Here is a 25,352-nt window from a genome sequence, read left to right as displayed (position 1 = left end):
GCCTCGATCTAACCAAACGGATAGAGTGGTCACCATGACAGCTGAGCTTTCCGACGCCCGCCTCACCAAGAGGCTGGCACAGGGCACCGGTGAAATTCTCAAGGGCGTGCGCAACGTCGGCCTGCTGCGCGGACGAAACCTCGGCGACGCCGGCGACGAGCTCGCGCAGAGCTGGATCGCCCGCGTGCTCGAGCAGCACCGCCCCGACGACGGCTTCCTCTCCGAGGAGGCCGCGGACAACCCGGACCGCCTGGGCAAGGACCGGGTCTGGATCATCGACCCGCTCGACGGCACCAAGGAGTTCGCTACGGGCCGCCAGGACTGGGCCGTGCACATCGCGCTGGTCGAGAACGGCCGCCCGACCCACGCCGCCGTCGGCCTGCCCGACCTCGGCGTGGTCTTCCACACCGGCGACGTCCGCGCGGTCACCGGCCCCTACTCGATGAAGATCACCATCTCGCACAACCGCCCGCCGGCCGTGACCGAGTACATCGCCGAGAAGATGGGCCGTACCACCGTGCCGCTGGGCTCAGCCGGCGCGAAGGCCATGAACGTGCTGCTCGGCGACTCGGACGCCTACATCCACGCCGGCGGCCAGTACGAGTGGGACTCCGCCGCCCCGATCGGCGTGTGCCGCGCAGCCGGGCTGCACTGCTCGCGTCTCGACGGCAACGAGCCCACCTACAACCACAAGGACACCTACCTGCCGGACATCCTGATCTGCCGCCCGGAGCTGGCCGACGAGATCATGGAGCACGCCGCGACCTTCCTCGAGGAGAACGGCAGCTACCTGTGACGTCCCGCCACCGGTGACGTCAGGTGGCCCGGCCCCGCGGTAGGGTGACGCCCATGAGTGCAGCACCGGTTGAGACCCCCTACGAGGACCTGCTGCGCCGGATCATCGAGACCGGCGCACACAAGGACGACCGCACCGGGACGGGCACGACCAGCCTGTTCGGCGCGCAGATGCGCTTCGACCTCGCCGAGTCCTTCCCCCTGCTGACCACCAAGAAGGTCTACTTCCGCGGGGTCGTCGGCGAGCTGCTGTGGTTCCTGCGCGGCGACTCCAACGTGCACTGGCTGCAGGACAACCGGATCAGGATCTGGAACGAGTGGGCCGACGAGGACGGCGAGCTGGGCCCGATCTACGGGGTGCAGTGGCGCAGCTGGCCCACCCCAGACGGGCGCCACATCGACCAGATGCAGCGCGCCCTCGACCTGCTGCGCGAGGACCCTAACTCCCGGCGCAACATCGTCAGCGCCTGGAACGTCGGCGAGCTTGAGAATATGGCGCTGCCGCCGTGCCACCTGCTGTTCCAGTTCTACGTCGCCGACGGCAAACTCAGCCTGCAGCTCTACCAGCGCAGCGCGGACATGTTCCTCGGCGTGCCGTTCAACATCGCCTCCTACTCGCTGCTGACCCACATGGTCGCCCAGCAGGTCGGGCTGGAGGTCGGCGAGTTCATCTGGACCGGCGGCGACTGCCACGTCTACGACAACCACCGCGAGCAGGTCGCCGAGCAGCTCTCGCGCACCCCGCGGCCGTACCCGCAGCTGAAGCTGCGCAAGGCCGCCTCGCTCTTCGACTACGACTTCGACGACGTCGAGCTGGTCGGCTACGACCCGCACCCGACGATCAAGGCCCCGGTGGCGGTCTGATGCTCGGCGCGATCTGGGCGCAGTCGGTCGACGGGGTCATCGGCGACGGCGAGACGATGCCCTGGCACCTGCCCGAGGACCTGGCCCACTTCAAGGAGACCACCCTGCGCTTCCCCGTGATCATGGGGCGGCGCACCTGGGAGTCGCTGCCGGCGAAGAACCGCCCGCTGCCGGGCCGGGAGAACATCGTCGTCTCCTCTCGCGAGCCCGGCGAGTGGTCCGCCGGCGCGGAGGTGGTCAGCTCCCTTCCGGACCTGACCGGCTTCACCGGCCTGCCCGGCCGCGTCGGCCGCCAGGGCCTGGTCGGCCACGAGCAGCGCGAGGGCCACGACGGCTGGATCATCGGCGGCGCGCGCCTCTACGCGCGTGCCGTCGAGGTGGTCGACCGCATCGAGGTGACGCTTGTCGACGCCGTGCTGCTCCCCGTGCTGCGCGAACGTGCGGTCTCCGCGCCGGACGTGCCCGAGGACTTCTCGCAGGTCTCCGACAGCGGCTGGCTGGCCTCCGAGCGCGGGCGCCTGACCGTGGGCGTCAGCGAGATGCCGCTGCGCTACCGGTTCCTCAGCTACGAGCGCAAGCGCCTGGCCTGAGCGCCTGGCCTGAGCGCCGGGGTCTGCGGGGCGTCCGCGGCCGGGAGGACCGGGGCCTGCCGCCCTGCGGCCCGGCATTACCGGCAGGACCGGGAGGGTTTACGGGCGCCCGCGCCGGTGCGGTACCCTGGTCGGGTGCCCGCCTGAGGCGGGCGCCGGCCCCAGTAGCTCAGGGGATAGAGCACCGCTCTCCTAAAGCGGGTGTCGAAGGTTCGAATCCTTTCTGGGGCACCCCGTGAAAACCCGGGCCACCGTCTCTTCGGTGGCCCGGGTTTTCCGCGTCTCCGGGCTCGCTTGAGCAGAGGTCCCACTTCCACAGATCAGCTCGACTTGATTGCGGAAGACAAGAAAACCGCCACGCCAGGCAAGTGCGTAACTCCACACACGCCAAAACACGAAAAGCCACCAGATCCGCATAGGAAGCGGATCGGGTGGCCTAGCCTCCGGGGCGACTCTGCTGGCCCCTTTCGACGTCTCTACCGAACCTTTATCTGGGCATACGCATTCGGATCGGACGTATCCTCCACTTCAAGGTCTGTCGGCTGCTTCTCGCTCGGCATTATAGAGACCCATGTCATCTTCTGGGTCTCACCTGGTTTGAGATGATCCTCGCAGGACGGGTTACCTGGCACCCGCTCCAGGTACCCAACGTTGCCCCACGACTCGCCGTTGGAAAAAATACGGACGTCCAGGTCGAATCCGCAGGCAAGGTCGATCTCCTTCGCGCCATTGTTGGTCACATCGGCAGACACAGAAACCTGCTTCATCCCGTCGTAATCGGGCATCTCGACTTCCGCGATTTCCGAGGGGTCCCCGAGATCAGTCACATGAATCGTGAAATCGCCGACTTCGCCCGTGAAACGATCCGCCGCTTCCACCCCGGAAGAGCCCGACCCGTCAGCGCTCGCCCCCGACCGCTCATCGTTCTGGCCCGAGCATGCAGCCAAAGCCAAACATGGAATCATCACCATGAATGCAAGTCTTTTCTTCATAACGGCAACACTAGCAGTTAGCCGATTTTCCCTCCTGGCCCAGCTAAAACCGCATCAACCCCGCTACCCCCTCCGTGCGACACATACGTAAATAGATCTCTTTTCCAGAGAGTGGCCTCCAGCCCCAACGACGTTCGCTCGATTGCCAATCCATCCAACAGACCCCGAAAGCCCCTCAGTGCGCAACCGTCAACAGACCGCCACGCACTCGACCGCGCGCACATCTCGGTGAAAGCATGACGCCCCGCAACCGACGTGTCCGCCGAAGCCGGAACCCATGGCATCTATCCCGAAGGTGGGCAAAGGGCGACAACGCACGGCACACCGCCGTCCGGCCCTCCCGACACCTTGCTGTTATAGTTACGCTTGTTACTCGTGTGACTACTGGGATTGTTGGTGTCCGGCTCGGACTTACGCTTCCTACACCGTCCGCCACCTGCCTTCCCTCCCAAGGAGCGACCATGAACCTGAACTCCCCGATGAACCGCCGCAGTCTCTTCCGCGTCGCCGGCGCGGCCCTCGCCCTCGGCGCCGGCGCCGCCGTGCTGCCGCAGGCCAACGCGCAGGGCCGCTCGCTCGGCACCGTCCTCGACTACTCCGGCGGCGTGCCGAGCGCCCAGGCGATCAAGAGCGCCGGGCACCTCGGCGCGATCCGCTACATCTCCGAGCCCCGCGAGGCCTGGATGAAGGGCAAGCCCGTCAAGATCGAGGAGACCAAGGCCCTGGCCGCCGCGGGCCTGGCGACCGCTTCCGTCTACCAGTACGGCAAGGACCGCACCGCCGACTGGCGCGAAGGTGCCGCCGGTGCCGCCAAGCACGCGCCGAAGGCCATCGCCCTGCACGCCGCCGCGGGCGGCCCGACCGGCAAGCCGATCTACGTCGCCATCGACGACAACCCCACCCGCAACGAGTACGAGACGCTGATCAAGCCGTACCTCAAGGGCTTCTCGGCCGCGCTGGCCGCCGCCGGACTCAAGACCGGTGTCTACGCCAACTACCCGACCATGGACTGGCTGATCGCCGACGGCATCGGCGAGTACTTCTGGCAGCACGGCTGGGGCTCCAACGGCAAGATCCACCCGCGCGCCAACGTCTACCAGCGCCCCGGTGTCACCGCCCGCGTCGGCGGGGTCGACGTCGACATCAACGACGTCTACACCCGCGACTGGGGCCAGTGGACCCCGGGCACCACCTCCCTGCCGGCGCTGCAGCCGAGCGGCACGAACGCCGAGCCGAGCGGCGGCAACGGCCGGACCGGGAACGCCGGCGGCACCGGTAACGGCAGCAATGCCGGCAACGGTGGAAACGGCGGCGGCCAGGGCGGCACCCGCGGCAACGGCGGCGGCCAGGGCGGAGGGCTACCGCTGGGCAGCACCGAGAACTTCACCCTGCCGAGCCTGGACAAGGTGACCATCAACCTGCCCGGCGGCATCTCCGTCAACGGCGCGCAGCTGCGCTCGATCGCCGAGCAGGCCGCCCGACTGTCCAGCTAGCTCCAGCTGGCGGCCATTTCCCCGCAGGCGGCAACTCCCCCCGCCGGCGGCCACTCCCCCGCCGGCGGCTACCTCTCGCCCTTCTTCGCCGAGGGCTCGGCGGAGGACTTCTCCGGGGATTTCTTCTCCCCGGACCGGCCGGAGGACCTGTCATTCGACTTGTCCTCCGGCTTCTTGCCGTCCTGGGACTTCTTCTCGTCGGGCTTCTCCTCGTCGCGCTTCTCGCCCGACTTCTTGTCGTCCGACTTGTCGCCGGACTTCTTCCCGGATTCCCCGGAGGACTTCTCGGCGGACTTGTCCCCGGACTTGTCATTCGACTTGTCCGCGTCGATGTGGTCGACCGCGTCGTCGCCGATCCAGGAGCCCATGCCCTTGATCCGGTCCTCGACGAGCTCGGTGAGATCCTCGCTCGAGCCGGTCACCGCGGCGGCGACGACGAAGTTCTCGCTGAAGGAGACCGAGGAGTGCAGCTCCTTGTCATTCGACCAGCCCCACTTCGTGCCGATCGTGCCAGGCAGCAACGCCGTGCCCCAGTTCTGCTCGTAGCCGTCCTCGGCCACGTCCGCCGCCCGGGCCATCGCGACCAGGATCGGCGAGGTCGGGTCAGCGTCGAGCACGCGCGCAACGAAGGTCGCCACGTCATAGGTGGAGGTCAGCGCGTAGCCCCAGTCCTCGCCCGAGCGGGTCGACTCGAGCCCGTACTTCTCCGCGGTCGCGTCGATCGAGTCCGGGTAGGCGGTGTAGAGGTCCTTGGCCGCGGCATCCGAGGAGTCCGAGATCATGTTGATCGCCTCCCACCGCTGCGAGACCGTCCCGTGGTCGAGCACGTAGTCCGCGATGTAGAGCTTGGCCAGGCTCAACGCCGGACGCGCATAGCGCTCCGAGGCCGTTCCGCGACGCTTGCCGTCGCTCAGCCGGATCACGCTGACCTGCGCGGCCGTGGCGTTCTCCACCGGCCCGCCGTGCAGCCCGTCCTGGACCACTCCCCCGTCGCCGACGACTCCCTCGCCCGAGGCGGCCTCCCCGCCGCCGGGGCGCGAGAGGTTGACGAAGGCAATGACGAGCACGAGCACGGCCACGGCGAGCACCGCGCAGATTCCGACGAGGACCCGGTTGACCGTGGCCACCCCGTCACGGCCGGAGGATTCAGACATGCGCAAGATCCTAGTACCGGCGCCGCGCAGGCGGCGCCGCGGAGGCGGCGAGGGGGCACCAGACGGGCGACGCCCGCCCCTGGGTGATGGGGCGGGCGTCGGAAATCTCGGTGCGGGGTGCCGGTCAGTGGCTGACCGGGGCCTCCACGCCGACGCCGGTCAGGGAGCGGACCTCCATCTCGTCGGCGAGGTCGTCGAGGTTGTCCGGCTTGCCCAGGTAGGTGCCGATGATCGCGGCCAGGAATCCCAGCGGGATCGAGACCAGGCCGGGGCTGGTCAGCGGGAACCAGGAGAAGTCGACGCCCGAGAACATCGAGGTCGGGGTGCCCGAGACCGCCGGCGAGAAGAAGATCAGCAGCAGGGCGCTGCCCAGGCCGGTGTACATCGAGGCCACGGCACCGGTGGTGTTGAAGCGGCGCCAGTACAGCGAGAACAGGATCGTCGGCAGGTTCGCGCTCGCCGCGATGGCGAAGGCCAGCGAGACCAGGAAGGCGACGTTCTGCTGCATGGCCAGGATGCCCAGGACGATCGCGACGATGCCGAGCACCACCACCGTGATGCGCGAGACGCGGACCTGCTCCTCCTCGGTGGCCTGGCCGTCGCGCAGCACCGCGTGGTAGATGTCGTGCGCGATCGAGGCCGAGGCGGTGATCGCCAGGCCCGCGACCACCGCGAGCACCGTGGCGAAGGCGACCGCGGAGACGACGGCCATGAACAGCGGGCCGGCCAGCTCCAGGGCCAGCAGCGGCGCCGCGGAGTTCGCCCCGCCCGGCGCGTCGAGCACCTTGTCCGGGCCGACGAGCGCGGCGGCGCCGTAGCCCAGGATCAGGGTGATCAGGTAGAAGGAGCCGATCAGCACGATCGCCCAGGTCACGGACTTGCGCGCCTCGGTGGCCGTGGGCACGGTGTAGAAGCGCATCAGCACGTGCGGCAGGCCGCCGACGCCCAGGACCAGCGAGAGGCCCAGGGAGAGGAAGTCGAGCTGGCTGACGAAGTCGGCGCCGTACTTCAGGCCCGGCTTCATCACGTCCTCGGCGGCGTAGCCGGCCTCGGCGCGCGCCTCGGAGTCGCGATGCATCTCGATCGCCCGGTCGAAGAGCTCGGAGGCCCCGCCGCGCACGGCGACGAAGACCATCACGGTCATGAGGACCACCGCGCCGATGAGCAGCACGGCCTTGATCATCTGCACGTAGGTGGTGCCCTTCATGCCGCCGATGAGCACGTAGGCGATCATGACCAGGCCGACCACGCCGACGACGCCGGCCTGGACGGTGGTGTCGTGGATGTTCAGCAGCACCGAGACCAGCGAGCCGGCACCGGCCATCTGGGCGATGAGGTAGAACAGCGAGACGAACAGCGTGCCGAAGGCGGCCGCGGTGCGCACCGGCTTCTGGCGCAGGCGGAACGAGAGCACGTCCGCCATGGTGAAGCGGCCGACGTTACGCATCGGCTCGGCGACCAGCAGCAGGGCCACCAGCCAGGCGACGAAGAAGCCGATCGAGTAGAGGAAGCCGTCGTAGCCGCTCAGCGCGATGGCGCCGACGATGCCGAGGAACGACGCGGCCGACAGGTAGTCGCCCGAGATGGCCAGGCCGTTCTGGGCGCCGGAGAAGGAGGCGCCGCCGGTGTAGAAGTCCGAGGCCTCCTTGGTGGTCTTGCCGGCGCGCATGACGATCGCCATGGTCACGACGATGAAGGCGACGAAGACCGAGATGTTCAGGATCGGGTTGCCGACGTCCGCGCTCGAGTCCTGCGCCAGGATCTGGGTGGTGTTCAACGAGTCCATGGTGTGGGCCTACCCTTCCATCTCGGTGCGGATCGCGGCCGCGCGCGGCTCGATGTTCTTGTTGGCGTAGCGCACGTACACCCAGGTGATGATGAACGTCGTGACGAACTGCAGCACACCGAGGACGATGCCCAGGTTGACGCTGCCGTAGACGTTGACGGCCATCAGGTCGGGGAAGAACGTCGCCGCGACGACGTAGGCGATGTACCAGAGGAAGAAGGCGACGGACATCGGGAAGTTGAAGGAGCGGTACTTGCTGCGCAGCTCCTGGAACCGGGCTCCGGCGCGTACCTCCCGGAAGTCTTCGGCCGTCGGTTCCCGGCGTACCGGGCGCTCGGCGACGGCCGCGGGCTCTGCGGTGCTCATGGCGGGTGTCCTCTCTGTTTCGCGCCGTGGGGATCGCGTCGGAGGGGACGGGGTCCCACGGCGTGGTCAGCTCAGCGCGTGGACGTCAGGTGGAACACCAGTACCCGGGGATCACCGGATCCCTGGGAGCACGCCACGCTTGCGTGCTAGAAGTTACCTGTTTCACAGCGATTGCGGATAGTGAATGGGGAGACTTGTTTATAACCAATACGAATTCCACCCCCGAAGCCGCCCTGACCTGGGGTGGTCGGGCGGCCCGCGTTACCCCCGGTGGCCCTTCCGAGGGTCCCACCGGCCCCCGAGACACGAAAAAGCGCGGCCGTGAAGACCGCGCCAGGGTACGGGCTCGCTGCGGAGCACCCGCCGTAGATGGCCAGGCCCACCACGAGCCCGCCCGCTGCAACTTCGCCGGCAGGTCACCCCGCCTCCGCCGACGGGTGATCCCACCTCCACCGGCGGGCCACCCCGCCGGGGACGTCACTCGGCGACCGCGATGAGGTCGATGACGAAGACGAGCGTGCGACCCGAGAGCGGGTGGCCGCCGCCGGCCGGGCCGTAGGCCTTCTCCGGCGGGCAGATCAGGCGACGACGTCCGCCGGCGCGCATGCCGGGGATGCCCTCCTTCCAGCCGTCGATCAGCCGGTCGAGGGGGAACTCGATGCTCTGCTTGCGGTCCCAGGAGGAGTCGAACTCCTCGCCGGTCTCGAAGTCGACCCCCACGTAGTGCACCTCCACGGTGTCGCCGGCCTGGGCCTGCGCGCCGTCACCGACCGTGACGTCCTCGATGACCAGGTCCTCCGGTGCCGGACCCTCGGGCACGTTCACGTCGGGCTTCTCCATGGGTGATGCATTCTCCTTCATCGGGGACAGTGTCCGGCCGCTCGACGCCGCGGGGAACGCGGCGGAGGGCCATCGGCGTGCATTATATGCGAAACGATAGATCATGCGCCTGTCTGGCGAGCCTAACTTGCGTCCCGCCCGGCGCGAAAACCGCGGGGCGAACGCCGCGGCCGACACCCCACGCCGCGGCCGACATCCCACCCCGCACCACCCGCCCACGCGAAAGCCGCGCCACCCGGGGCGGGTGGCGCGGCCGTCGGAAATCTCAGGGCGGTGTCAGCCGCCCGCCGCAACTAGCGCTGGTCGCGCGGGGTGACCTTGCGCAGGGTGTGGCCGGTGTAGATCTGACGCGGGCGGTTGATCTTGGAGTTCATCTGCAGCTGCTCGCGGTAGTGGGCGATCCAGCCGGGCAGACGGCCGATGGCGAACAGGACGGTGAAGAAGTCCGTCGGGAAGCCCATGGCGCGGTAGATCAGGCCGGTGTAGAAGTCCACGTTCGGGTAGAGCTTGCGGGAGATGAAGTAGTCGTCCTTGAGGGCGATGTCCTCGAGCTCCATGGCCAGGTCCAGCAGGTCGTCGCCGCCGAGGTGCTCGAGCACCTCGTGGGCGGTCTCCTTGACGATGGCGGCGCGCGGGTCGTAGTTCTTGTACACCCGGTGGCCGAAGCCCATCAGGCGGACGCCCTTCTCCTTGTTCTTCACGCGGTTCATGAAGTCGGTCGCGTCGCCGCCGTTGTTGTTCTTGATGTCCTCGAGCATCTCGAGGACGGCCTGGTTGGCGCCGCCGTGCAGCGGGCCGGACAGGGCGTTGATGCCGCCGGCGATGGCGACGAAGAGGTTGGCCTGGGCGGAGCCGACCATGCGCACGGTCGAGGTGGAGCAGTTCTGCTCGTGGTCGGCGTGCAGGATGAGCAGCTTGTCGAGGGCCTTGACCATGACCGGGTCGACCTCGTAGGGCTCGGTCGGGTAGCCGAACATCATGCGCAGGAAGTTCTCGCGGGCGTTCAGCGAGTTGTCCGGGTACATGTACGGCGCACCCTTGGAGGCGCGGTAGGCGTAGGCCGCCAGCATCGGGACCTTGGCCATCAGGCGCACGGTCGCCTTGTCCAGCTGCGCCTCGTCGAGCGGGTCGAGCTGGTCCTGGTAGTAGGTCGACAGGATGTTGACCGAGGAAGCCAGCACGGCCATCGGGTGGGCGTTGCGCGGGAAGACGTTGAACTGGGCCTTGAAGTCCTCGTCCAGCAGCGTGTGGTGGCGGATCTCGTTGGAGAAGTTGCGCAGCTGCTCCTCGTTCGGCAGCTCACCCTTGATCAGGAGGTAGGAGACCTCGTTGAAGGTGGCGTTCTCGGCGAGGTCGGCGATGTCGTAGCCGCGGTAGCGCAGGATGCCGTTGGCGCCGTCGATGTAGGTGATCTTCGACTCGGTGGAGCCAGTGGAGACGTAGCCGGGGTCAAAGGTGGTGAAGCCGGTCTCGCTGAGCATCTTGCCCAGCTCGATGCCCGAGTTACCCTCGGTGGCCTGCTTGATGCTCATCTCGTACTCCCCGCCGGGGTAGTGGAGCACGGCCTTGTCGTTTTCAGTAGCCACTGTGAACCTTTCTCGGTTTTGTCGTTGACCTTCACGGACCCGTCACCGGGCCTTCTGGCGGAACTTCAGCGGTGTCCGCCACGGCGCCCCGGCCGGGAGCTGGACCCGACCGTGAGGCACCGTCACCGTCACGTCCCACCCTAAAGGCGGGGTGTCGCGTGGACCACCGTCGCGGCCCCGCTGAGGGCTGGGCGACTGTAACGGCCTCACCCGAAACAGTACACGCGTACCGCGGCGCACACCCGGGGTCGGGGGCGTCCCGGACCACGGTGCTCGACCGTCGTCCCGGCACACCCGAAGGCACCCCGGAGATCGGGGTGCGGACCTGTGATGAGCGCACCCACAGTGTACGTATCGCTGTGACAGACACAATATTTCCGAGCGTGCCGGGGGTGGCGCACTCCCCCCGTTTTCGGGGCCCGCGCCGTCGTCGTCCACTCCCCCGCCGCCGGTCACGCCCACCGCCGTCCCCCTCGCGGGAGGCGGGGCGATACAGTGAGATCCCCGGGAGCCTCCCCGGCCGAGAAGGAAAAAGCCCAGAGCACACCCAGAGAAAAGGTGACCTCAATGTCCGAGACCCCGTTCACGCTCGCCCCCGAGCTCATCCCCTCCGACGGCCGCTTCGGCTGCGGCCCGTCGAAGGTCCGCCAGGAACAGATCCAGGCGATCGTCGACGGCGCGAGCACCGTGATCGGCACCTCCCACCGCAAGCCCGGCGTCAAGGATGTCGTCGGCTCCGTCCGCTCCGGGCTGGCCGACCTGTTCTCGCTGCCCGAGGGCTACGAGATCGTGCTCTCGCTCGGTGGCGCGACCGCCTTCTGGGACGCCGCGACCTTCGGGCTGATCGAGAAGAAGTCCGGTCACCTCTCCTTCGGTGAGTTCTCCGGCAAGTTCGCCAAGGCCTCCGCCCAGGCGCCGTGGCTCGACGAGCCCGCGGTCCTCGAGGCCGAGCCGGGCACCGCCCCGACCCCGCAGGCCTTCGAGGGCGCCGACGTCATCGCCTGGGCCCACAACGAGACCTCCACCGGCGCGATGGTGCCGGTCACCCGCCCCGAGGGCTCCGAGGACTCGCTGGTCGTCGTCGACGCCACCTCCGGCGCCGGCGGCCTGCCGGTCGAGATGGACCAGGCCGACGTCTACTACTTCTCGCCGCAGAAGTGCTTCGCCTCCGACGGCGGCCTGTGGCTGGCCGCGATGAGCCCGGCCGCCCTCGAGCGCATCGAGCGCATCAACGCCTCGGACCGCTTCATCCCGGCCTTCCTGAACCTGCAGACCGCGGTGAACAACTCGCGCAAGAACCAGACCTACAACACCCCGGCCGTGGCCACCCTGCTGATGCTGGACAACCAGATCCGGTGGATGAACGCCAACGGCGGCCTGGCCGGCATGGTCGAGCGCACCACCGCCAACTCCTCGGTCATCTACGACTGGGCCGAGTCCCGCCCGGAGGCCACCCCGTTCGTGACCGACCCGGCCGCCCGCTCACTGGTCGTGTGCACCGTCGACCTCGACGACTCGGTCGACGCCGGCGAGGTGGCCAAGGTGCTGCGCGCCAACGGCATCCTGGACACCGAGTCCTACCGCAAGCTCGGCCGCAACCAGCTGCGCATCGGCGCCTTCCCGGCCATCGAGAAGGACGACATGGTCACCCTGACCCGCGCCCTGGACGCCGTGCTCGACGCGGGCGTGGCCGCCGCGAAGTAGCCGCCGACCCCACCCGCCGCGGGGACTGCCCCGCTAACACACCGGCGCGCCGTGACCTCCCAGGTTGCGGCGCGCCGCTGCGTTACAGTGGAAAAGGACATCCTGGCCCCGTCAAAGGAGAGCGCATGCGCGAGCTGTACCTCGTTCCCGGTGAGTCCTCGGACACCTCCCTGGTGCTGTCCGACGCCCCGGAGCAGTCGGAGGAGGCCGCCCGCTTCCGGGTGACCGTCACCGACGAGCTGCGCGCGCTCCTGCACCCCGACGGCGCCGACGACGCGATTGACGACGCCGCGCCGGCCGACGCCGGCGAGAACGGCACCGCGGGTGCGTCCCCCGCCACCCCGCTCTTCGCCGCCGCCGGGGACGCCGACGACGACCCCGCCGCGGAGACGGACGGGCCCGCCCACGACGGCGCCGCAGGCGCCGGCGAGCCCGCCCACCGTGCGGGACACGCGACGGTGAGCGACGGGGCGTCGGCAAGCAGCCGCGGCAAGGAGCCGGACCCGCGCCTGTCCGCGCCGCTGACCATGCGCCCGCGCGAGATCCAGGACCGCGTGCGCGGCGGCGCGACGATCACCGCGCTGGCCGACGAGATGGGCGTGGCCGAGTCCCGCGTCGAGCCCTTCGCCCACCCGGTGCTCCTCGAGCGCGCCCGCATCGCGGAGCTCGCCCGCGGCTCGCACCCGGTGCGCGACGACGGCCCGGCCAAGCTGTCGCTGGCCGAGGTGCTGGCCACCGCCTTCGCCGCCCGCGACATCGACCCCTCCGGCGCGGTGTGGGACGCGCTGCGCGACCACGACGGCCAGTGGGTCGTGACCGTGTCCTGGCAGACCGGCATGACCGACCACCGCGCCGAGTGGACCCTGCAGGACCACATGACCAGCTCCTCGACGACGGTCGCGCGCAACGCCACCGCCGCCGAGCTGACCGACCCTGAGTCCGCCCGCCCGGTGCGCACGCTGACCCCGCTCGACGGCGGGGCCGCCGACCAGGACTTCGACGACCACGAGGACGCCGGCGACGCCCCGGAGGCCCGCGGTGCGCGCGACGCCCGCCCGGCCGACGACGCCGAGGGCGCGGAGGACGGGCCCGCGGAGGCCGAGGGCGAGGAGGACTCCTTCCTGCGCCACCCCGACGCCGAGGACAAGCCGAGTAAGCGGCGCCGCCGTGCCGTGACCCCGCACTGGGAGGACGTGCTGCTCGGCGTGCGCACCAACACCAAGCGGCCCCGGAAGTAGACCGGGCCGGGACCACGGGACAGGCGGAAACCACGATGACGATGTTCGGAGTAACCCCCGGGGATCCCGGGGACGGCTACGCCGAGGCCGGCGGCGACCGCTACGCCGGATTCTTCGACCAGAAACCCATCAGCGCGGCGGTGACCCTGTGGTTCGTCGCCGAGGCGGAGCCCGGCCACGTCGCCCGCGTGCTCGCCCCCGAGCCCAAGGCCGACCGCGGCTTCGGGCGCAAGTACCTCGCCCAGCTGCGGCCCTCCTGGCCCGTGACCTCGATCGGGCGCTTCCCGCTGCACCGCTCGGCGCCCGCCGGCCGCGGCGAGTTCTACATCGCCGCCTTCCCCGGGGTCACCGTGGTCCAGACGCTTCTCGACGGCGTGCAGAAGATCTCCGCCGTCGACCCCGAGCTGCGCGCCAGCCGGCCCGCCCGCGACATCTACGCCTTCGCGCGCAACGCGGACGCCGACTTCGGCGGCTTCGCCCACTGGCGCGACGGTGAGATCGTGCGCGCCTTCTCCGCGCTGCGCGAGGGCGTCATCGAGGACATCGGGCTGCCCGAGCCCTTCGAGGGGCCCTTCTGGGCCGGCGAGCACGGCGAGCAGCTCGGCGGCATCGCGTTGCCCTTCGACCCGGTCGAGCTGGCCGACGCCGCCGAGAGCGCCTGGCTGGGCGTCGACTTCGGGCCCGGCGGGCCGGACGTCAACGTCGCGGCCTTCGCCGTGGACGGGCGCAAGGAGCCCCGCGTCGACGAGGAGCCCGCGCCCCGGCGGCGCACCCACGGCGAGCTGGCCCACGAGGCCGCGACCGCGCTGAACCTGGGGCCCGAGGTCTCCTACGACGACTACGAGGACCACTCCGAGGAGCCCAGCCAGGGCGAGGAGTTCGCCCGGCTCGCGGAGGCCGCGGCCGCCGCCGGTCGGCGGGTGGGCCGGAGCATCCGGCGTAGGGCGCGCAACTGGGGCTCCCGGATCAACGAGGCGATCCGCCACTCCGACCGCGGATAGGGGCGGGTGGCACCCGGGGCGCGTCCGCCCGAACCGGCGCCCCTCAGCCGCGCCGCACGCCGGGGAAGCCGAGCGAGCGGTCGCGCTCGTAGAAGGCGACGGCCGCCGAGGTCGCCACGTTCAGCGAGTCGGTGCCCGGCGCCATCGGGATGCGGGCCCGCACGTCGGTCGCACGCATCGCGTGCTCGGTGAGCCCGGGTCCTTCCGCACCGACCAGGAGGGCCACGCGCTCGTAGGCGTCGCCCGCGGCGTCGGCAAGCGCCTCCGGCAGGACCACCGCGCCCGGGTCCGGGGTCAGCGAGACCAGGCGGAAGCCGGCCGAGCGCAGCTCCTCTAGGCGGCGCTGCCAGGTGGTGTGGGTGCCGCCGAGGTGCACGAACGGGGTGCGCAGCACGTGCCCCATGCTCACGCGCACGCTGCGCCGGTAGAGCGGGTCGGCGCAGCCGTTGCCGAAGATCACGGCGTCGACCCCCATGCCGGCGGCGTTGCGGAAGATCGCGCCGATGTTCTCGTGGTCACCCACGCCCTCGAGCACGACGACGGTGCGCGCGCCGTCGAGGGCCTCCTCGAGGCCGGGTTCGGGCGCACGGTCGGCGGCGGCGAGCAGCCCGCGGTGCATGTCGAAGCCGGCGACTTCGCGCAGCGTCTCGCGGGTGACCTCGTAGACGGGCAGGTCTTCCGGCAGCCCGGGGTGGTCGGCGAGGAAGCCGGCGAGCCGGTCGGGGAAGCCGACGAGGCAGCGGGCCGGGAAGCGGCTGGCCAGCAGGCGCTCGCAGACCAGCGGCCCCTCGGCGATGACGAGGCCCTTGCCGCCGGGCAGGTCGGGGCGGGAGTCGGAGTGGTTGAGGTCGCGGACGTCGTCGAGACGCGCGTCCGCGGGGTCGTCGATGCGCACGGGGGTGGGGCCAGTCATGGCGCCCAAGATACCCCGGGAGCTTTGCGACACCGCGCGTTCCCCGACGAGTTTGTTGCCACCCGTTGACGGACTGTTGGGTTTATGCAACACTTTGAGTCATGTCCCCAAGGAAAAGGGCCGAACGGCCAATCTACAACCGGATGCGGGTGCTGCGCGCAGAACGGGACATGACGCGCGCCGATCTCGCGAAGCTGGTCGAGGTCAACCCTCAGACCGTCGGCGCGCTCGAGCGCGGGGACCACTACCCCAGCCTCGATCTCGCCTTCCGGATCTGCGAGGTCTTCGACCTGCCCGTCGAGGCGGTCTTCTCCCGCAAGGAATTCAGCTACCTGTCCCACGACGTCTACGGAAGGTGAGAGCCATGTCCCACCCCACGCAACCGTCCCAGTCCCAGTCCCAGCACCAGTCCCCGTACCAGCAGCCGTCCATCGGGGCGACCGCCACCGCGACCCCGCCGGACCCGCGCGCGGCCCGCCACGCCGAGCGCGAGCGCCGCCGCGTCGAGCGCTGGCGCCGCAAGGTCGAGCGCAGCCGGAGCTTCGAGAGGTTCCGCAACCCCCCGCTCGACGCGGATGCTCCTCGCGATCTACCTCGGCAGTATGGCCGTCGCGTTCGCCGCGATGCCGCTGTTCCTGGTCTTCTCCCGCTTCGGTGGGCCCGACGGCTTCTTCTGGCCCTACGTGATCAGCGTCCTCATCAGCTGCACCGCCTGGAGCATCCTGCGCTGCACGATCGACATCAAGGACGCCGCGCCGGACGCCGCCCTGGACGAGTACGAGGCCGAGGTGCTCGCGCGCTGGCGCCGGATCGGCTTCCAGGCCCTCCAGTGGACCACCCTGGTGGCCGGCTTCGGCATGGCGATCATCGGTGGCTGGTTCCCCGCGGTCTTCCCCTTCGACACCGCCCTGATCATCATCGGCATCGCGCTGACCCTGGTCGTCACCGTCTGCTCGACGCTGCCGGCCGTCGGCTACGCGCTGACCTTCAACGCCTCCGCGGACGCGGCGCCGGAGCCGGAGCCGGTCGACTAGCACCGGCGCCCGGGACGATCCACGCCCCGTGACATCCCCCCGCACCCAGCCCGTGCCCTGCGCGGTTTCGGCGGGGTTCGGCGCGGTTTCGGCGCCGTTTCGCGGAGGCTGCCACCGCCCCGTAATGTTGGCCGCCGAAGACACCGATGCCCCGACAAAACAACACCTCCAGCCCCACGAGACGACCGGAAAGACCGTGAGCACCCTAGAGATAGACAGCCTGACCAAGCGCTACGGCGACAACCTCGCCCTGGACAACCTCAGCTTCACCGTGCCCGCCGGCAGCCTCTACGGCTTCGTCGGCTCCAACGGCGCAGGCAAGTCGACCTGCATGCGCATCGCCCTCGGCGTGCTCGAGGCCGACTCCGGCGAGGTCCGCGTCGACGGCCGCCCCGTCGACGACGCGGTGCGCCGCACCATCGGCTACATGCCCGAGGAGCGCGGCCTCTACGACAAGGAGCCCATCGGCGAGCAACTCGCCTACCTCGCGCGCCTGCACGGCGTCGGAAAGCAGGCCGCACAGGCCAACACGGAGGCCCTCCTCGAGCGTCTCGGCCTGGCCGAGCGCGCCGGCGACAAGCTCAACACGCTCTCGCTGGGCAACCAGCAGCGCGTGCAGCTGGCGGCCGCGCTCGTGCACGACCCGGAGATCCTCGTGCTCGACGAGCCGTTCTCCGGCCTCGACCCCGTCGCCGTCGACGTGATGGCCGAGCTGCTGCGCGAGTACGCCGAGCGCGGCGCCCCCGTCGTGTTCTCCTCGCACCAACTCGACCTGGTCCAGCGCCTGTGCGACCGCATCGTCATCATCACCGACGGCCGCCGCCGCGCCGAAGGCACCGTCGCCGAGCTGCGCGACGCCGGCCCGGTGCTCTTCGAGGTCACCGTGGGTGCGCCCCCGATTGCCGACGCCGCGCCCGCCCCCGAAGGCGGTTCCGTCCCGGTGGGCGCCGCCGCGCCCGGGGCCGCGGAGCCGGAGTGGCTGCCGGAGGGCTGCCGCCTGGTCGAGCGCCACGGCGACACGTTGCTGGTGGAGGCCGACTCCGCCGCGCGCGACCAGGAGATCCTGCGCGCCGCGCTGGGCGCCGGGCCCGTGCACTCGTTCACCCGGCACCGCCCCGACCTGACCGAACTGTTCCGAGAGGTGGTGGCGTAGGCCATGAGCTACTCCCCCATGAACGCGGTGACCACCGTCGCCGCCCGAGAAGTACGCACCACCATGCGCAGCAAGGCGATCCTGATCTCGCTGGCGGTGATCCTCGTGGTCACCGTCGCGGGCATCGGCTTCGGCGCCTGGTTCATGAACAGCTCCGACGGGGACACCGTCGACGTCGCCGTGACCGGTGAGGTGGAGCCGGACGCCTTCGCGGCGGCCGACGAGGACGTCAACGCCTCAGCCGCGGCCGACCGGGACGCCGCGGCCGCCGCGGTGGAGGACGGCGAGGTCGACGCCGCCTTCGTGCTCAACCCCGACGGCTCCGGCGAGCTGATCGCCGAGGGCACCCCGCCGGCCGGGCTGAGCCAGACCGCGAGCGCCTTCCTCGAGCAGCACGCGCTGGGCCAGGCGCTCGAGGCCTCCGGGGCGGACCAGCAGGCCTTCGCCCAGGCCTTCCAGCCCGGCGCGCTCGAGGTCACCGACGTCGACGCCGACGCCCTCGGCACGGACCCCTCGATGCTGGTGACCGTGATGCTCGGCGTCGTGGTCATCATCTTCCTGGTCTTCCTCTTCGCCGGCATCCTCGGCGGGCGCGTGACCGAGGAGAAGGCCTCGCGCATCGTCGAGATCATGCTGGCCACTGTCCGCCCGATCGAGCTGCTGGCCGGCAAGCTGCTGGGCAACCTCATCGTGGGCGTCATCGGCGCGGTACTCTTCCTCGCCGCCGGCGGCGTCGCCCTGGCGGTGACGGGCCTGGCCGAGGACTTCGACTTCGACTGGTCGGTGCTGCCGATGCTGATCGTCTGCTTCATCCTCGGCATGCTCTTCTTCGGCAGCCTCTACGCCGCGGCCGGCTCGCTGGTCGCGCGCAGCGAGGACATCCAGAGCACGCAGATGCCGATCATGCTGCTGATGTACGTCGCGATCTTCGCGCCCACCTTCGGGCTGAACAACCTGGACTCGACGCTGATGCAGGTGCTCTCCTGGATCCCGCCGTCCTCGCTGACGGTCGCCCCGCTGCAGCTGGCCGCGGGCAACTGGTCGGGCTGGCAGGTCGCGGCCTCGCTGGCGGTCTCCGCGGTGGTCACCGCGGGGATCCTCGCGCTGGTCGCGCGCATCTACCGCAACGCGATCCTGCGCAACGGTCAGAAGGTCTCCTGGACGGCCGCGATCAAGGGTTAGGCCCCGCAGTCTCACCGCGAGGTGGTCAGCCGCCCGGAGGCGGAGGGCCCGCATCGGTCCCCGCGCACGAGAAGAGGGCCCCGGCGATGTGCCGGGGCCCTCTTTTCGTGTCCGGCGCGTCCCGGGGCGCGGGGTGAGTCCCGCACCGGTCGGCCCGCGCCGGGGTCACGCGCCGGTCGGCCCGCGCCGGGGACACGCGCCGATCAGGCGATGGCGCTCATGATCGGGTCGATGCCGAAGTAGGCGATGAAGAGCACGGAGACCAGCCACATGATCCAGTGGACCTCACGGGCCTTGCCGCGGGCGACGGCCATGAGGGTGAACATGATGAAGCCCACGCCGATGCCGTTGGCGATCGAGTAGGTGTAGGGCATCACGACGATGGTCAGGAAGGCCGGCAGCGCGATGTCGAAGCGCGACCACGGGATGTCGGTGACCTGGGCCATCATCATCGCTCCGACGATGACGAGCACCGGGGCGGCCGCCTCGATCGGCACGACCTCGTAGAGCGGGGTCAGGAACATCGCGGCCAGGAAGACGAGGCCGGTGACCACGTTGGCCAGGCCGGTGCGCGCGCCGTCGCCCACGCCGGCGGCCGAGTCCGCGAAGACGGTGTTCGAGCTCGCCGAGCACGCGCCGCCGACGATGGCGCCGGTGCCCTCGACGACCAGGGCCTTCTTCAGGCCCGGCAGGTTGCCGTGCTCGTCGACCAGGTTGCCCTGCTTGCCCAGGGCGGTCATGGTGCCCATGGCGTCGAAGAAGTTGGCCAGCACCAGGGTGAAGACCAGCAGCGTGGCGGCCAGCGCGCCGACGCGGGTGAAGGCGCCGACCGGGTCGACGTCCCCGACGATCGACAGGTCCGGCAGCCCGCCCAGCGAGTCCGGGATTCCGGGCACGGCCAGCGACCAGCCACCCTCGTTCTCCGCCGAGGAGCCCGCGCCGACGACCGCCTCGACGACCATGGCCAGCACGGTCGTGGCGACGATGCCGATGAACAGCCCGCCGCGGACGTTGCGCACCACCAGCGCGCCGCAGATGATCACGCCGATGACGAAGACGAGCGTCGGGAAGGTGCCCACGGAGCCGCCGTCGCCGAGCGAGACCGGCACCGTCGTGTGCGCGGCGTCGGGAACCCTGGTGACGAAGCCGGCGTCGACCAGGCCGATCATCGCGATGAACGCGCCAATGCCCACGCCGATGGCGGCCTTCATCGGCGCCGGGATGGCGTTGAAGACCGCCTCGCGGAAGCCGGAGATGGCCAGCAGGACGATGACCACGCCGTCGACGACGACCAGGCCCATGGCCTCCGGCCAGGTCAGACCCTCGCCGGCGACGAGGGTGACGGCGACCATCGTGTTGATGCCCAGGCCCGCGGCGATGCCGAACGGGTAGCGGGCGATCAGGCCGAAGGCGATGGTCATCACGCCGGCGGCCAGCGCGGTGGCGGCGGCGACCTGCGGCACGCCCAGGGTCGTGCCCTCGATGTCCTCGGTGGTGCCGAGGATCAGCGGGTTGAGCACGATGATGTAGGCCATCGCGAAGAAGGTGACCACACCGGCGCGGACCTCGGTGCCGATGGTCGAGCCGCGCTCGGAGATGTGGAAGTACCGGTCGAGGAAGCCTGCGGCCCCGCCGGTGTTCGGCGGGGCCGTCTCGCCGGCGGGGGATGCCGTGGAGCTCATGGAGTAGCCATCCATTTCTCAAGAATTCAGCGTTTTGACAGAGTCAGGGTGTCACTGAAATCGGCTCCGGCGCAAATGAGCCCGCCCCAGGCCACGCGGCCGCGGCGCGCCCGCGCCGCCGGCGGGGCGTGCGGGCGGGAACCGCGCACGGCGAGGGGCGCGGCGTCGGCAAGCGTCAGTAGACGGGACGCTCGTCGTCGAAGGCGGGCATGCCCGCGGTGTGGTCGCCGCCGGCCGGCGGGGTCTCGGAGTGGGCGCCGCAGCCCGCGGCGGCGTGCACGAGGTGGCCGTCGGCGGCGAACTCGTTGGTGCAGGCGCCGAAGTTCTCCAGCGGCTCGCCGCAGGGCACGTAGAAGGCGCAGGTGCGGCAGTGCAGGTGCGCCTCGCGGGCGAAGTCGCCGTCCGGGCCGAAGTCCCCGGCGCGCCAGCGGGCGGTCGCACCGGCCAGCCCCTCGCGCGAGAGCCAGTGACGGCGGCCCTTGGCGGCGCGGCCGCGGGCGTCGTCGGAGCCACGGGTCGCCGAGCGCGCGGGGTCCTCGGTCAGGCGGGGGTCCCCGGGCTCCGGCGGCATCACGGTGCCGGGCTCGAGGTCGCCGGGGCGCACGCGCTCGGCCCACGGCACCCACTCCGGGGCCTGCAGGGCGTCGCCGGACTGCGAGGGCACCAGGGAGACCTCGTTGACGGTCACGTAGGTCGAACCGGCCGCGCAGGCCACCACGGCCTGCCACTCCCAGCCGGAGTAGCCGGGGACGTCCGCGGCGAACCGGTGCACGGCCACGTGTCCGTCGCCCGCCTCGGCCAGCCGGTGGGCGCCCAGATGCGCCCCGACGCGGCCGGCCTCCATCTCCTCGACGGCGTCCCGGGCGACGTCACGGGCCACCCGACTCAGGGTCGGGTCCGTGCCGGCGCCCCTTCCGCCGCCGCGACCGTTCTTCTGTCCGTTCCTGTAGTGACCCACCTGTCCCATTATCCCCGGGCTGGTGCATGATGGACAACATGGCTCACCGCTTCACCCGCCGCCTCGTGCGGACCGCCGCCGTCCTGACCAGCCTGACCGCCCTGGCAGCGGGCACCGCCGCCTGCTCCGACGACGTCGAGACCCCGCTGGCGGCCAACACCGGCCCCGAGCACCTGCGCGCCGAGGTCGTCGACGTGCTGCCCTTCGACGAGGATTCATTCACCCAGGGCCTCGAGGTCGACTCGCGCGGCCACCTGCTGGTGAGCACCGGCCTGCAGGGCCAGTCGAGGATCTACCGCCGCGAGCTCGACGGCGACGAGGTGCAGTCGGTGGACCTCGACCCGGAGTTCTTCGGCGAGGGCATCACCCAGTCCGGCACTAATCTTTGGCAGCTGACCTGGCACGACGGCGTGGCCATCCGGCGCGACGCGCAGACCCTCGAGGAGACCGGCCGCTTCGACTGGCCCGGCGAGGGCTGGGGCATCTGCTCGCTCGACGACCAGACCCTGGTCGCCTCCGACGGCAGCTCCCGGGTCCGCCTGCTCGACTCGCGCGACCTGACCGAGGTGGGCCACGCCACGGTCGGCGGCGACGACCCGGTCGAGGGGCTCAACGAGCTCGAGTGCGTCGAGGGCGAGGTCTACGCCAACGTCTTCCAGACCGACCGGATCGTCGGCTTCGACCCGCACACCGGCAGCCTGACCGCGGACATCGACGCCTCCGGCCTGCCCAACAACGCGGAGCCCAACGTCGACAACGTGCTCAACGGCATCGCGCACAAGCCGGCCTCGGACCACTTCTACCTGGCCGGCAAGCGGTGGCCGGACCTGTACGAGGTGCGGTTCGTGCCGCAGGATTCTTAAGGGTCGGTGAGTTCGCGGGGCTCGGGGGCGGGTTCGGGTTCTGGGACCGGGTTCTGGAGCTGGGTTCCGGGGCTCGGGGCTGAGTTCGGGGGCCGGGTTCCGGGTCTCGGGGCGGGTTTCCGGGCTGAGTTCGGGGACCGGGTTCCGGGTCTCGGGGCGGGTTTCCGCTCCTTCCGGGCCCCGTGGCGCCCGGTTTTACCGACCCCTGGTCGGTAGCCGATTTTCGCCACTTCGCTGACCTGCGACGACGCAGGACCGATTTCGCGGTTACCGACCCACACCCGGTAAAACCCGTCGCCGGGCCGCCCCGGCACCCGTCACCGGGCCGCCCGGGCACCCGCTCAACCCGCCCGACACCCGCTCAACCCGCCCCGGCATCCGTCCAGCGCCACCCCGGCACCCGACCGACTCTGGCGTCATCCGGGAACCACCCCGCCACCGGCCTTCGCTCCCCGGCATCGCAGCCTCCCCCGGCCGGCGACCGCCCCGCCGGTAGGATGAGGCCTCATGGCCACCCGCAAAGAAGCGAAACGTCGCAGCCTCCTGCAGTTTTTGGTGCTGATCGTCGCCGTGGTGATCGTGCTCGTCGGCGTCTACCTGGGCCAGCGCTGGTGGAACTCGCGTCCCGGCCCGGAGCCGCAGGACGTCACGGTGACCGCGACCGTCGGCGACACGGAGACCGAGGTCTCCCCCTACGCCGTCTGCGAGCTCGACCAGGACGACTGCCCCGAGGGCGAGATCGCGCGCGTGCCCGTCCCCGCCGATGGCGAGGTGCGTCTGGAGATCCCGAAGGCGATCCACGACCACAACTGGCAGCTGCTGCAGATTTACGACGACCCCGCGGCCAACGAGGAGCGCAGCTTCGGCGCCTACGACGAGGAATCCGTGACCGTGCAGGGCTCGGTCGACCCCGTCGAGGAGGGCGATGACGCCCCGCGGCCGAAGCTGACCGTCCTCGAGATCCACTCGGTGATGATCGGCACCGACGACTCCGGCGAGGAGACCCCGAAGGCGACCGTCTGGTCGCTGGACACCACCGCCGAGTAGGCGGCACGTCCCCCGCTCACGAACGCCGCCCCGGGCGGAACCATCCGACCGGGGCGGCGTCGTCTACTCTGCGTGACCTCTCAACCGTCGAGCTCGTCGGCGACCGCGCGCAGGATGCCCGCGACCTGCCGGCCGGTCTTACGCTCCGGGTAGCGCCCCGAGCGCAGGCCGGGCTGCACGCCCTCGAGCAGGGTGATCAGGTCAGAGACCATGCTGCCCAGCTCCTCGGCGGAGCGGCGGTGGCGGCGGACCTTCGGCGGGTCGAGCAGCGCCACGCGCAGCGCCTGCGGGCCACGGCGACCCGAGGCGACGTCGAACTCGATGCGCTGGCCCTTGTGCAGCTCCTCGACGCCCTCGGGCAGGACGTGACTGCTCACGTAGACGTCCTCGTAGCCCGGATTCGACGCGAAGCCGAATCCCTTGTCCGCGTCATACCACTTGACCTTGCCCACCGGCATGTCGTTGACCTCCCTGTCTCCTCCGGTCGCGGCGGCGGGCATCCCCCGGCCGCGGCACCGGCGCCCCGTGCGTGGGGCCTGTCTGAACCGCCCGATTTTACACCTCCCGGAGCGCATGTCCCACCCCGAGCCGGGGCGTGATCTTTCCGCCGCCGCCCGGCGCGACCACCTCCCCAGAGCCTGGGCGACTCCGCAGCGGCACCCCGGCCGGCCTCCACGACCCCGCGAGTGACATAGCTCATACATCGCGCGGATCACGCCACTGACCTGGATCTGCGACAGATGTTGTCGTCTCACAGGCCCCAGAAGAGTCACGGATCGGCCAATAACGTGACACAAACGTTACAAACCGTTACTCTCTTGAGTCATGCACCGCACGACGCGGTTCCCCCGTTCCATCTGAACCCTGTCCGGACGGGAAACCCCACTCGTGCCCGGCCCGACGCTCACAGGAGCATCGAGGTCAGCGTGCACCATGAACTTGGACCCGATTCACCGAGGACAATCTCATCGACGGACAGGGCCCGCCCACGGGCGACCGGGACACCGGGCGCGGGGCGGGACGATGGACGACGAGAGGATACATCGAATTCATGGGACGCCACTCCAAGAACTCCACCTCCCTGTTCACCAAGCTCGCCGCCGGCACCGTCGCCGTGGGCGCCGCCGGCGCGATCCTGGCGCCGAGCGCCTCCGCCGCCCCGGACTCCGACTGGGACCGTCTGGCCCAGTGCGAGTCCGGTGGCAACTGGTCCATCAACACCGGTAACGGCTACCACGGGGGTCTGCAGTTCAACCCGGGCACCTGGGCCGCCCACGGTGGCACCGAGTACGCCGCCACGGCCGACCAGGCCACCCGCGAGCAGCAGATCGTCGTCGCCGAGCGCGTGCTGGCCTCCCAGGGCTGGGGCGCCTGGCCCGCCTGCTCCGCGAAGCTCGGCCTGAACTCCGCGCCGACCGACCGCACCGCCCCGGCCGCGAACCCGCAGCCGGCCGCCGCTGCCGCCGACTCCTCCTCCGACGAGCTGGCCGTCGACGCCCTGTACAACCAGATGGTGTCGACCCTGTCCTCCTACGGCATCGCCGTCCCGGAGCAGGTCCACGCCCTGTACCAGGCCAACCGCCACGACTTCCAGGCCTTCTACTCCGCCAACGCGGAGACGATCGCCCAGATCAACGCCGTCGCCGGCACCAACCTCTAAGAGGTTCCCGGCCTCGATTTCCGACGGGCCCCGCACCATCACCGGTGCGGGGCCCGTCGCCGTGTGCGCGCCGCCGCGCCCTGGCGGGCGCGCCACACTTGTGCGGGCACGCTCCCCGGAGAGAACCGTTCGGCTCCTGCCGGTGTCCGCACACAGCGAAACGCCGCGGCCCGCCGGATGCGGGCCGCGGCGTCGCAGCACGAAGTCGCCGCGCGGGGTCTCACCCGCGCGGCGGACGCGAATGTGTCAGCGGTTGATCCGCGTGTAGGGGTGCACGTAGCCGATCTCCTCGGCCGGGCGCGGGAGCACGAGATCGTCGCCGAAGGGGCTGGACGCGCCCGCGACCTGGGAGATCAGCTCGGTGACCGGGTGGTCTTCCTCGTGGGCGAGCTCGGGCCAGGAGGGGTTGACGTGCGCCTTCTTCTCAACGTTAGCCATGTGACCCATTCTG

General features: G+C 70.4%; 25 protein-coding genes and 1 tRNA gene. 15 read left to right on the top strand and 11 right to left on the bottom strand.

Going from position 1 to position 25,352, the window contains the following annotated elements; translation table 11 throughout:
- The first annotated feature begins 34 nt into the window (after positions 1–34).
- From CFRA_RS03395 to CFRA_RS03380, 4 genes are all read left to right on the top strand, one after another.
- On the top strand, positions 35–796 hold the full coding sequence (locus CFRA_RS03395; protein ID WP_075664836.1) for a 3'(2'),5'-bisphosphate nucleotidase CysQ: 762 nt from the start codon (positions 35–37) through the stop codon (positions 794–796).
- Between the two features lie 53 nt (positions 797–849).
- Complete coding sequence (locus CFRA_RS03390; protein WP_075663462.1) at positions 850–1,659, top strand: thymidylate synthase; 810 nt, start codon at positions 850–852, stop codon at positions 1,657–1,659.
- Positions 1,659–2,249: a dihydrofolate reductase gene (locus CFRA_RS03385; protein ID WP_075663461.1), complete on the top strand. Its 591-nt coding sequence runs from the start codon at positions 1,659–1,661 to the stop codon at positions 2,247–2,249. The genes CFRA_RS03390 and CFRA_RS03385 overlap by 1 nt, the downstream gene beginning before the upstream one ends.
- A gap of 158 nt (positions 2,250–2,407) precedes the next feature.
- A tRNA-Arg gene (locus CFRA_RS03380) sits at positions 2,408–2,480 on the top strand.
- 245 nt (positions 2,481–2,725) lie between these two features.
- On the opposite strand, the gene CFRA_RS03375 is transcribed toward CFRA_RS03380, so the two are convergent.
- Complete coding sequence (locus CFRA_RS03375) at positions 2,726–3,241, bottom strand: DUF4352 domain-containing protein (RefSeq protein WP_156887953.1); 516 nt, start codon at positions 3,239–3,241, stop codon at positions 2,726–2,728.
- Positions 3,242–3,702: 461 nt separating this feature from the next.
- Between CFRA_RS03375 and CFRA_RS03370 the strand changes: the two genes are divergently transcribed.
- Entirely contained in the window at positions 3,703–4,734 is a 1,032-nt protein-coding gene (locus CFRA_RS03370) for a DUF1906 domain-containing protein (protein WP_075663459.1), read from the top strand.
- 68 nt (positions 4,735–4,802) lie between these two features.
- Here the strand turns inward: CFRA_RS03370 and CFRA_RS03365 are convergent, their stop codons facing one another.
- The 5 genes from CFRA_RS03365 to CFRA_RS03345 all read right to left on the bottom strand — a co-directional run bounded on the left by CFRA_RS03365 (position 4,803) and on the right by CFRA_RS03345 (position 10,466).
- Complete coding sequence (locus CFRA_RS03365; protein WP_075663458.1) at positions 4,803–5,888, bottom strand: hypothetical protein; 1,086 nt, start codon at positions 5,886–5,888, stop codon at positions 4,803–4,805.
- Between the two features lie 124 nt (positions 5,889–6,012).
- Complete coding sequence (locus CFRA_RS03360; RefSeq protein WP_075663457.1) at positions 6,013–7,674, bottom strand: solute symporter family protein; 1,662 nt, start codon at positions 7,672–7,674, stop codon at positions 6,013–6,015.
- A 9-nt stretch (positions 7,675–7,683) separates the two neighbouring features.
- The gene (locus tag CFRA_RS03355; RefSeq protein WP_075663456.1) at positions 7,684–8,040 is read right to left on the bottom strand and encodes a DUF485 domain-containing protein; all 357 of its coding nucleotides are present in this window, start codon (positions 8,038–8,040) and stop codon (positions 7,684–7,686) included.
- A gap of 477 nt (positions 8,041–8,517) precedes the next feature.
- Entirely contained in the window at positions 8,518–8,880 is a 363-nt protein-coding gene (locus CFRA_RS03350; RefSeq protein ID WP_075663455.1) for an FKBP-type peptidyl-prolyl cis-trans isomerase, read from the bottom strand.
- A gap of 293 nt (positions 8,881–9,173) precedes the next feature.
- The gene (locus CFRA_RS03345; protein ID WP_075663454.1) at positions 9,174–10,466 is read right to left on the bottom strand and encodes a citrate synthase; all 1,293 of its coding nucleotides are present in this window, start codon (positions 10,464–10,466) and stop codon (positions 9,174–9,176) included.
- 567 nt (positions 10,467–11,033) lie between these two features.
- On the opposite strand from CFRA_RS03345, the gene serC reads away from it, so the two are divergent.
- The 3 genes from serC to CFRA_RS03330 all read left to right on the top strand — a co-directional run bounded on the left by serC (position 11,034) and on the right by CFRA_RS03330 (position 14,409).
- Complete coding sequence (serC, locus tag CFRA_RS03340) at positions 11,034–12,170, top strand: phosphoserine transaminase (RefSeq protein WP_075663453.1); 1,137 nt, start codon at positions 11,034–11,036, stop codon at positions 12,168–12,170.
- Positions 12,171–12,295: 125 nt separating this feature from the next.
- Entirely contained in the window at positions 12,296–13,408 is a 1,113-nt protein-coding gene (gene sepH / locus CFRA_RS03335; protein ID WP_075663452.1) for a septation protein SepH, read from the top strand.
- Between the two features lie 35 nt (positions 13,409–13,443).
- Entirely contained in the window at positions 13,444–14,409 is a 966-nt protein-coding gene (locus tag CFRA_RS03330) for a DUF6928 family protein (protein WP_245797655.1), read from the top strand.
- Between the two features lie 43 nt (positions 14,410–14,452).
- Here CFRA_RS03330 and CFRA_RS03325 read toward each other — a convergent pair whose 3' ends face one another.
- Positions 14,453–15,322, bottom strand: a complete 870-nt coding sequence (locus CFRA_RS03325) for a TrmH family RNA methyltransferase (protein WP_075663451.1) — start codon at positions 15,320–15,322, stop codon at positions 14,453–14,455.
- Between the two features lie 101 nt (positions 15,323–15,423).
- On the opposite strand from CFRA_RS03325, the gene CFRA_RS03320 reads away from it, so the two are divergent.
- From CFRA_RS03320 to CFRA_RS03305, 4 genes are all read left to right on the top strand, one after another.
- Entirely contained in the window at positions 15,424–15,681 is a 258-nt protein-coding gene (locus tag CFRA_RS03320) for a helix-turn-helix transcriptional regulator (RefSeq protein WP_075663450.1), read from the top strand.
- 216 nt (positions 15,682–15,897) lie between these two features.
- Positions 15,898–16,356, top strand: coding sequence for a hypothetical protein (locus tag CFRA_RS03315; protein ID WP_075663449.1), 459 nt, complete (start codon positions 15,898–15,900; stop codon positions 16,354–16,356).
- Between the two features lie 196 nt (positions 16,357–16,552).
- Positions 16,553–17,509 (top strand): ABC transporter ATP-binding protein, encoded by a 957-nt coding sequence (locus CFRA_RS03310; protein ID WP_075663448.1) that lies wholly within the window; start codon positions 16,553–16,555, stop codon positions 17,507–17,509.
- 3 nt (positions 17,510–17,512) lie between these two features.
- Positions 17,513–18,691: an ABC transporter permease gene (locus CFRA_RS03305; RefSeq protein WP_075663447.1), complete on the top strand. Its 1,179-nt coding sequence runs from the start codon at positions 17,513–17,515 to the stop codon at positions 18,689–18,691.
- A gap of 203 nt (positions 18,692–18,894) precedes the next feature.
- On the opposite strand, the gene CFRA_RS03300 is transcribed toward CFRA_RS03305, so the two are convergent.
- Together CFRA_RS03300 and CFRA_RS03295 are read right to left on the bottom strand one after the other, a co-directional pair.
- A complete protein-coding gene (locus CFRA_RS03300) occupies positions 18,895–20,373 on the bottom strand; it encodes an NCS2 family permease (protein ID WP_075663446.1) in 1,479 nt (492 codons plus the stop codon).
- Between the two features lie 175 nt (positions 20,374–20,548).
- On the bottom strand, positions 20,549–21,253 hold the full coding sequence (locus tag CFRA_RS03295) for a DUF3027 domain-containing protein (RefSeq protein WP_245797654.1): 705 nt from the start codon (positions 21,251–21,253) through the stop codon (positions 20,549–20,551).
- A 116-nt stretch (positions 21,254–21,369) separates the two neighbouring features.
- Here CFRA_RS03295 and CFRA_RS03290 point away from each other — a divergent pair, with 116 nt between their 5' ends.
- Together CFRA_RS03290 and CFRA_RS03285 are read left to right on the top strand one after the other, a co-directional pair.
- Complete coding sequence (locus CFRA_RS03290) at positions 21,370–22,194, top strand: glutaminyl-peptide cyclotransferase (protein ID WP_156887952.1); 825 nt, start codon at positions 21,370–21,372, stop codon at positions 22,192–22,194.
- A 507-nt stretch (positions 22,195–22,701) separates the two neighbouring features.
- Complete coding sequence (locus CFRA_RS03285) at positions 22,702–23,241, top strand: DUF2771 domain-containing protein (RefSeq protein ID WP_075663444.1); 540 nt, start codon at positions 22,702–22,704, stop codon at positions 23,239–23,241.
- Between the two features lie 80 nt (positions 23,242–23,321).
- On the opposite strand, the gene CFRA_RS03280 is transcribed toward CFRA_RS03285, so the two are convergent.
- Positions 23,322–23,699, bottom strand: a complete 378-nt coding sequence (locus tag CFRA_RS03280; RefSeq protein WP_075664833.1) for a cold-shock protein — start codon at positions 23,697–23,699, stop codon at positions 23,322–23,324.
- Between the two features lie 593 nt (positions 23,700–24,292).
- Here CFRA_RS03280 and CFRA_RS03275 point away from each other — a divergent pair.
- Positions 24,293–24,901, top strand: a complete 609-nt coding sequence (locus tag CFRA_RS03275) for a resuscitation-promoting factor Rpf1 domain-containing protein (RefSeq protein ID WP_075663443.1) — start codon at positions 24,293–24,295, stop codon at positions 24,899–24,901.
- Positions 24,902–25,147: 246 nt separating this feature from the next.
- Here the strand turns inward: CFRA_RS03275 and CFRA_RS03270 are convergent, their stop codons facing one another.
- Entirely contained in the window at positions 25,148–25,339 is a 192-nt protein-coding gene (locus tag CFRA_RS03270; protein ID WP_156887951.1) for a hypothetical protein, read from the bottom strand.
- Between the last annotated feature and the right edge of the window lie 13 nt (positions 25,340–25,352).

It is taken from the genome of Corynebacterium frankenforstense DSM 45800, from assembly GCF_001941485.1.
Classification (GTDB): Bacteria; Actinomycetota; Actinomycetes; order Mycobacteriales; family Mycobacteriaceae; genus Corynebacterium; species Corynebacterium frankenforstense.
The sequence above is the reverse complement of the archived record's forward strand: the minus strand, read 5'-3'. Positions and strand labels throughout refer to the sequence as shown.

Excerpts from the sequence above, each read along its gene's own strand:
- CFRA_RS03270 (WP_156887951.1), bottom strand. The coding sequence starts at position 25,339 with ATGGCTAACGTTGAGAAGAAGGCGCACGTCAACCCCTCCTGGCCCGAG.
- CFRA_RS03365 (WP_075663458.1), bottom strand. The coding sequence starts at position 5,888 with ATGTCTGAATCCTCCGGCCGTGACGGGGTGGCCACGGTCAACCGGGTC.
- sepH (WP_075663452.1), top strand. The coding sequence starts at position 12,296 with ATGCGCGAGCTGTACCTCGTTCCCGGTGAGTCCTCGGACACCTCCCTG.
- CFRA_RS03375 (WP_156887953.1), bottom strand. The coding sequence starts at position 3,241 with ATGAAGAAAAGACTTGCATTCATGGTGATGATTCCATGTTTGGCTTTG.
- CFRA_RS03370 (WP_075663459.1), top strand. The coding sequence starts at position 3,703 with ATGAACCTGAACTCCCCGATGAACCGCCGCAGTCTCTTCCGCGTCGCC.
- CFRA_RS03325 (WP_075663451.1), bottom strand. The coding sequence starts at position 15,322 with ATGACTGGCCCCACCCCCGTGCGCATCGACGACCCCGCGGACGCGCGT.
- CFRA_RS03290 (WP_156887952.1), top strand. The coding sequence starts at position 21,370 with ATGGCTCACCGCTTCACCCGCCGCCTCGTGCGGACCGCCGCCGTCCTG.
- serC (WP_075663453.1), top strand. The coding sequence starts at position 11,034 with ATGTCCGAGACCCCGTTCACGCTCGCCCCCGAGCTCATCCCCTCCGAC.
- CFRA_RS03320 (WP_075663450.1), top strand. The coding sequence starts at position 15,424 with ATGTCCCCAAGGAAAAGGGCCGAACGGCCAATCTACAACCGGATGCGG.
- CFRA_RS03280 (WP_075664833.1), bottom strand. The coding sequence starts at position 23,699 with ATGCCGGTGGGCAAGGTCAAGTGGTATGACGCGGACAAGGGATTCGGC.
- CFRA_RS03300 (WP_075663446.1), bottom strand. The coding sequence starts at position 20,373 with ATGAGCTCCACGGCATCCCCCGCCGGCGAGACGGCCCCGCCGAACACC.
- CFRA_RS03330 (WP_245797655.1), top strand. The coding sequence starts at position 13,444 with ATGACGATGTTCGGAGTAACCCCCGGGGATCCCGGGGACGGCTACGCC.
- CFRA_RS03360 (WP_075663457.1), bottom strand. The coding sequence starts at position 7,674 with ATGGACTCGTTGAACACCACCCAGATCCTGGCGCAGGACTCGAGCGCG.
- CFRA_RS03395 (WP_075664836.1), top strand. The coding sequence starts at position 35 with ATGACAGCTGAGCTTTCCGACGCCCGCCTCACCAAGAGGCTGGCACAG.
- CFRA_RS03275 (WP_075663443.1), top strand. The coding sequence starts at position 24,293 with ATGGGACGCCACTCCAAGAACTCCACCTCCCTGTTCACCAAGCTCGCC.
- CFRA_RS03390 (WP_075663462.1), top strand. The coding sequence starts at position 850 with ATGAGTGCAGCACCGGTTGAGACCCCCTACGAGGACCTGCTGCGCCGG.
- CFRA_RS03315 (WP_075663449.1), top strand. The coding sequence starts at position 15,898 with ATGCTCCTCGCGATCTACCTCGGCAGTATGGCCGTCGCGTTCGCCGCG.
- CFRA_RS03350 (WP_075663455.1), bottom strand. The coding sequence starts at position 8,880 with ATGGAGAAGCCCGACGTGAACGTGCCCGAGGGTCCGGCACCGGAGGAC.
- CFRA_RS03385 (WP_075663461.1), top strand. The coding sequence starts at position 1,659 with ATGCTCGGCGCGATCTGGGCGCAGTCGGTCGACGGGGTCATCGGCGAC.
- CFRA_RS03285 (WP_075663444.1), top strand. The coding sequence starts at position 22,702 with ATGGCCACCCGCAAAGAAGCGAAACGTCGCAGCCTCCTGCAGTTTTTG.
- CFRA_RS03305 (WP_075663447.1), top strand. The coding sequence starts at position 17,513 with ATGAGCTACTCCCCCATGAACGCGGTGACCACCGTCGCCGCCCGAGAA.
- CFRA_RS03355 (WP_075663456.1), bottom strand. The coding sequence starts at position 8,040 with ATGAGCACCGCAGAGCCCGCGGCCGTCGCCGAGCGCCCGGTACGCCGG.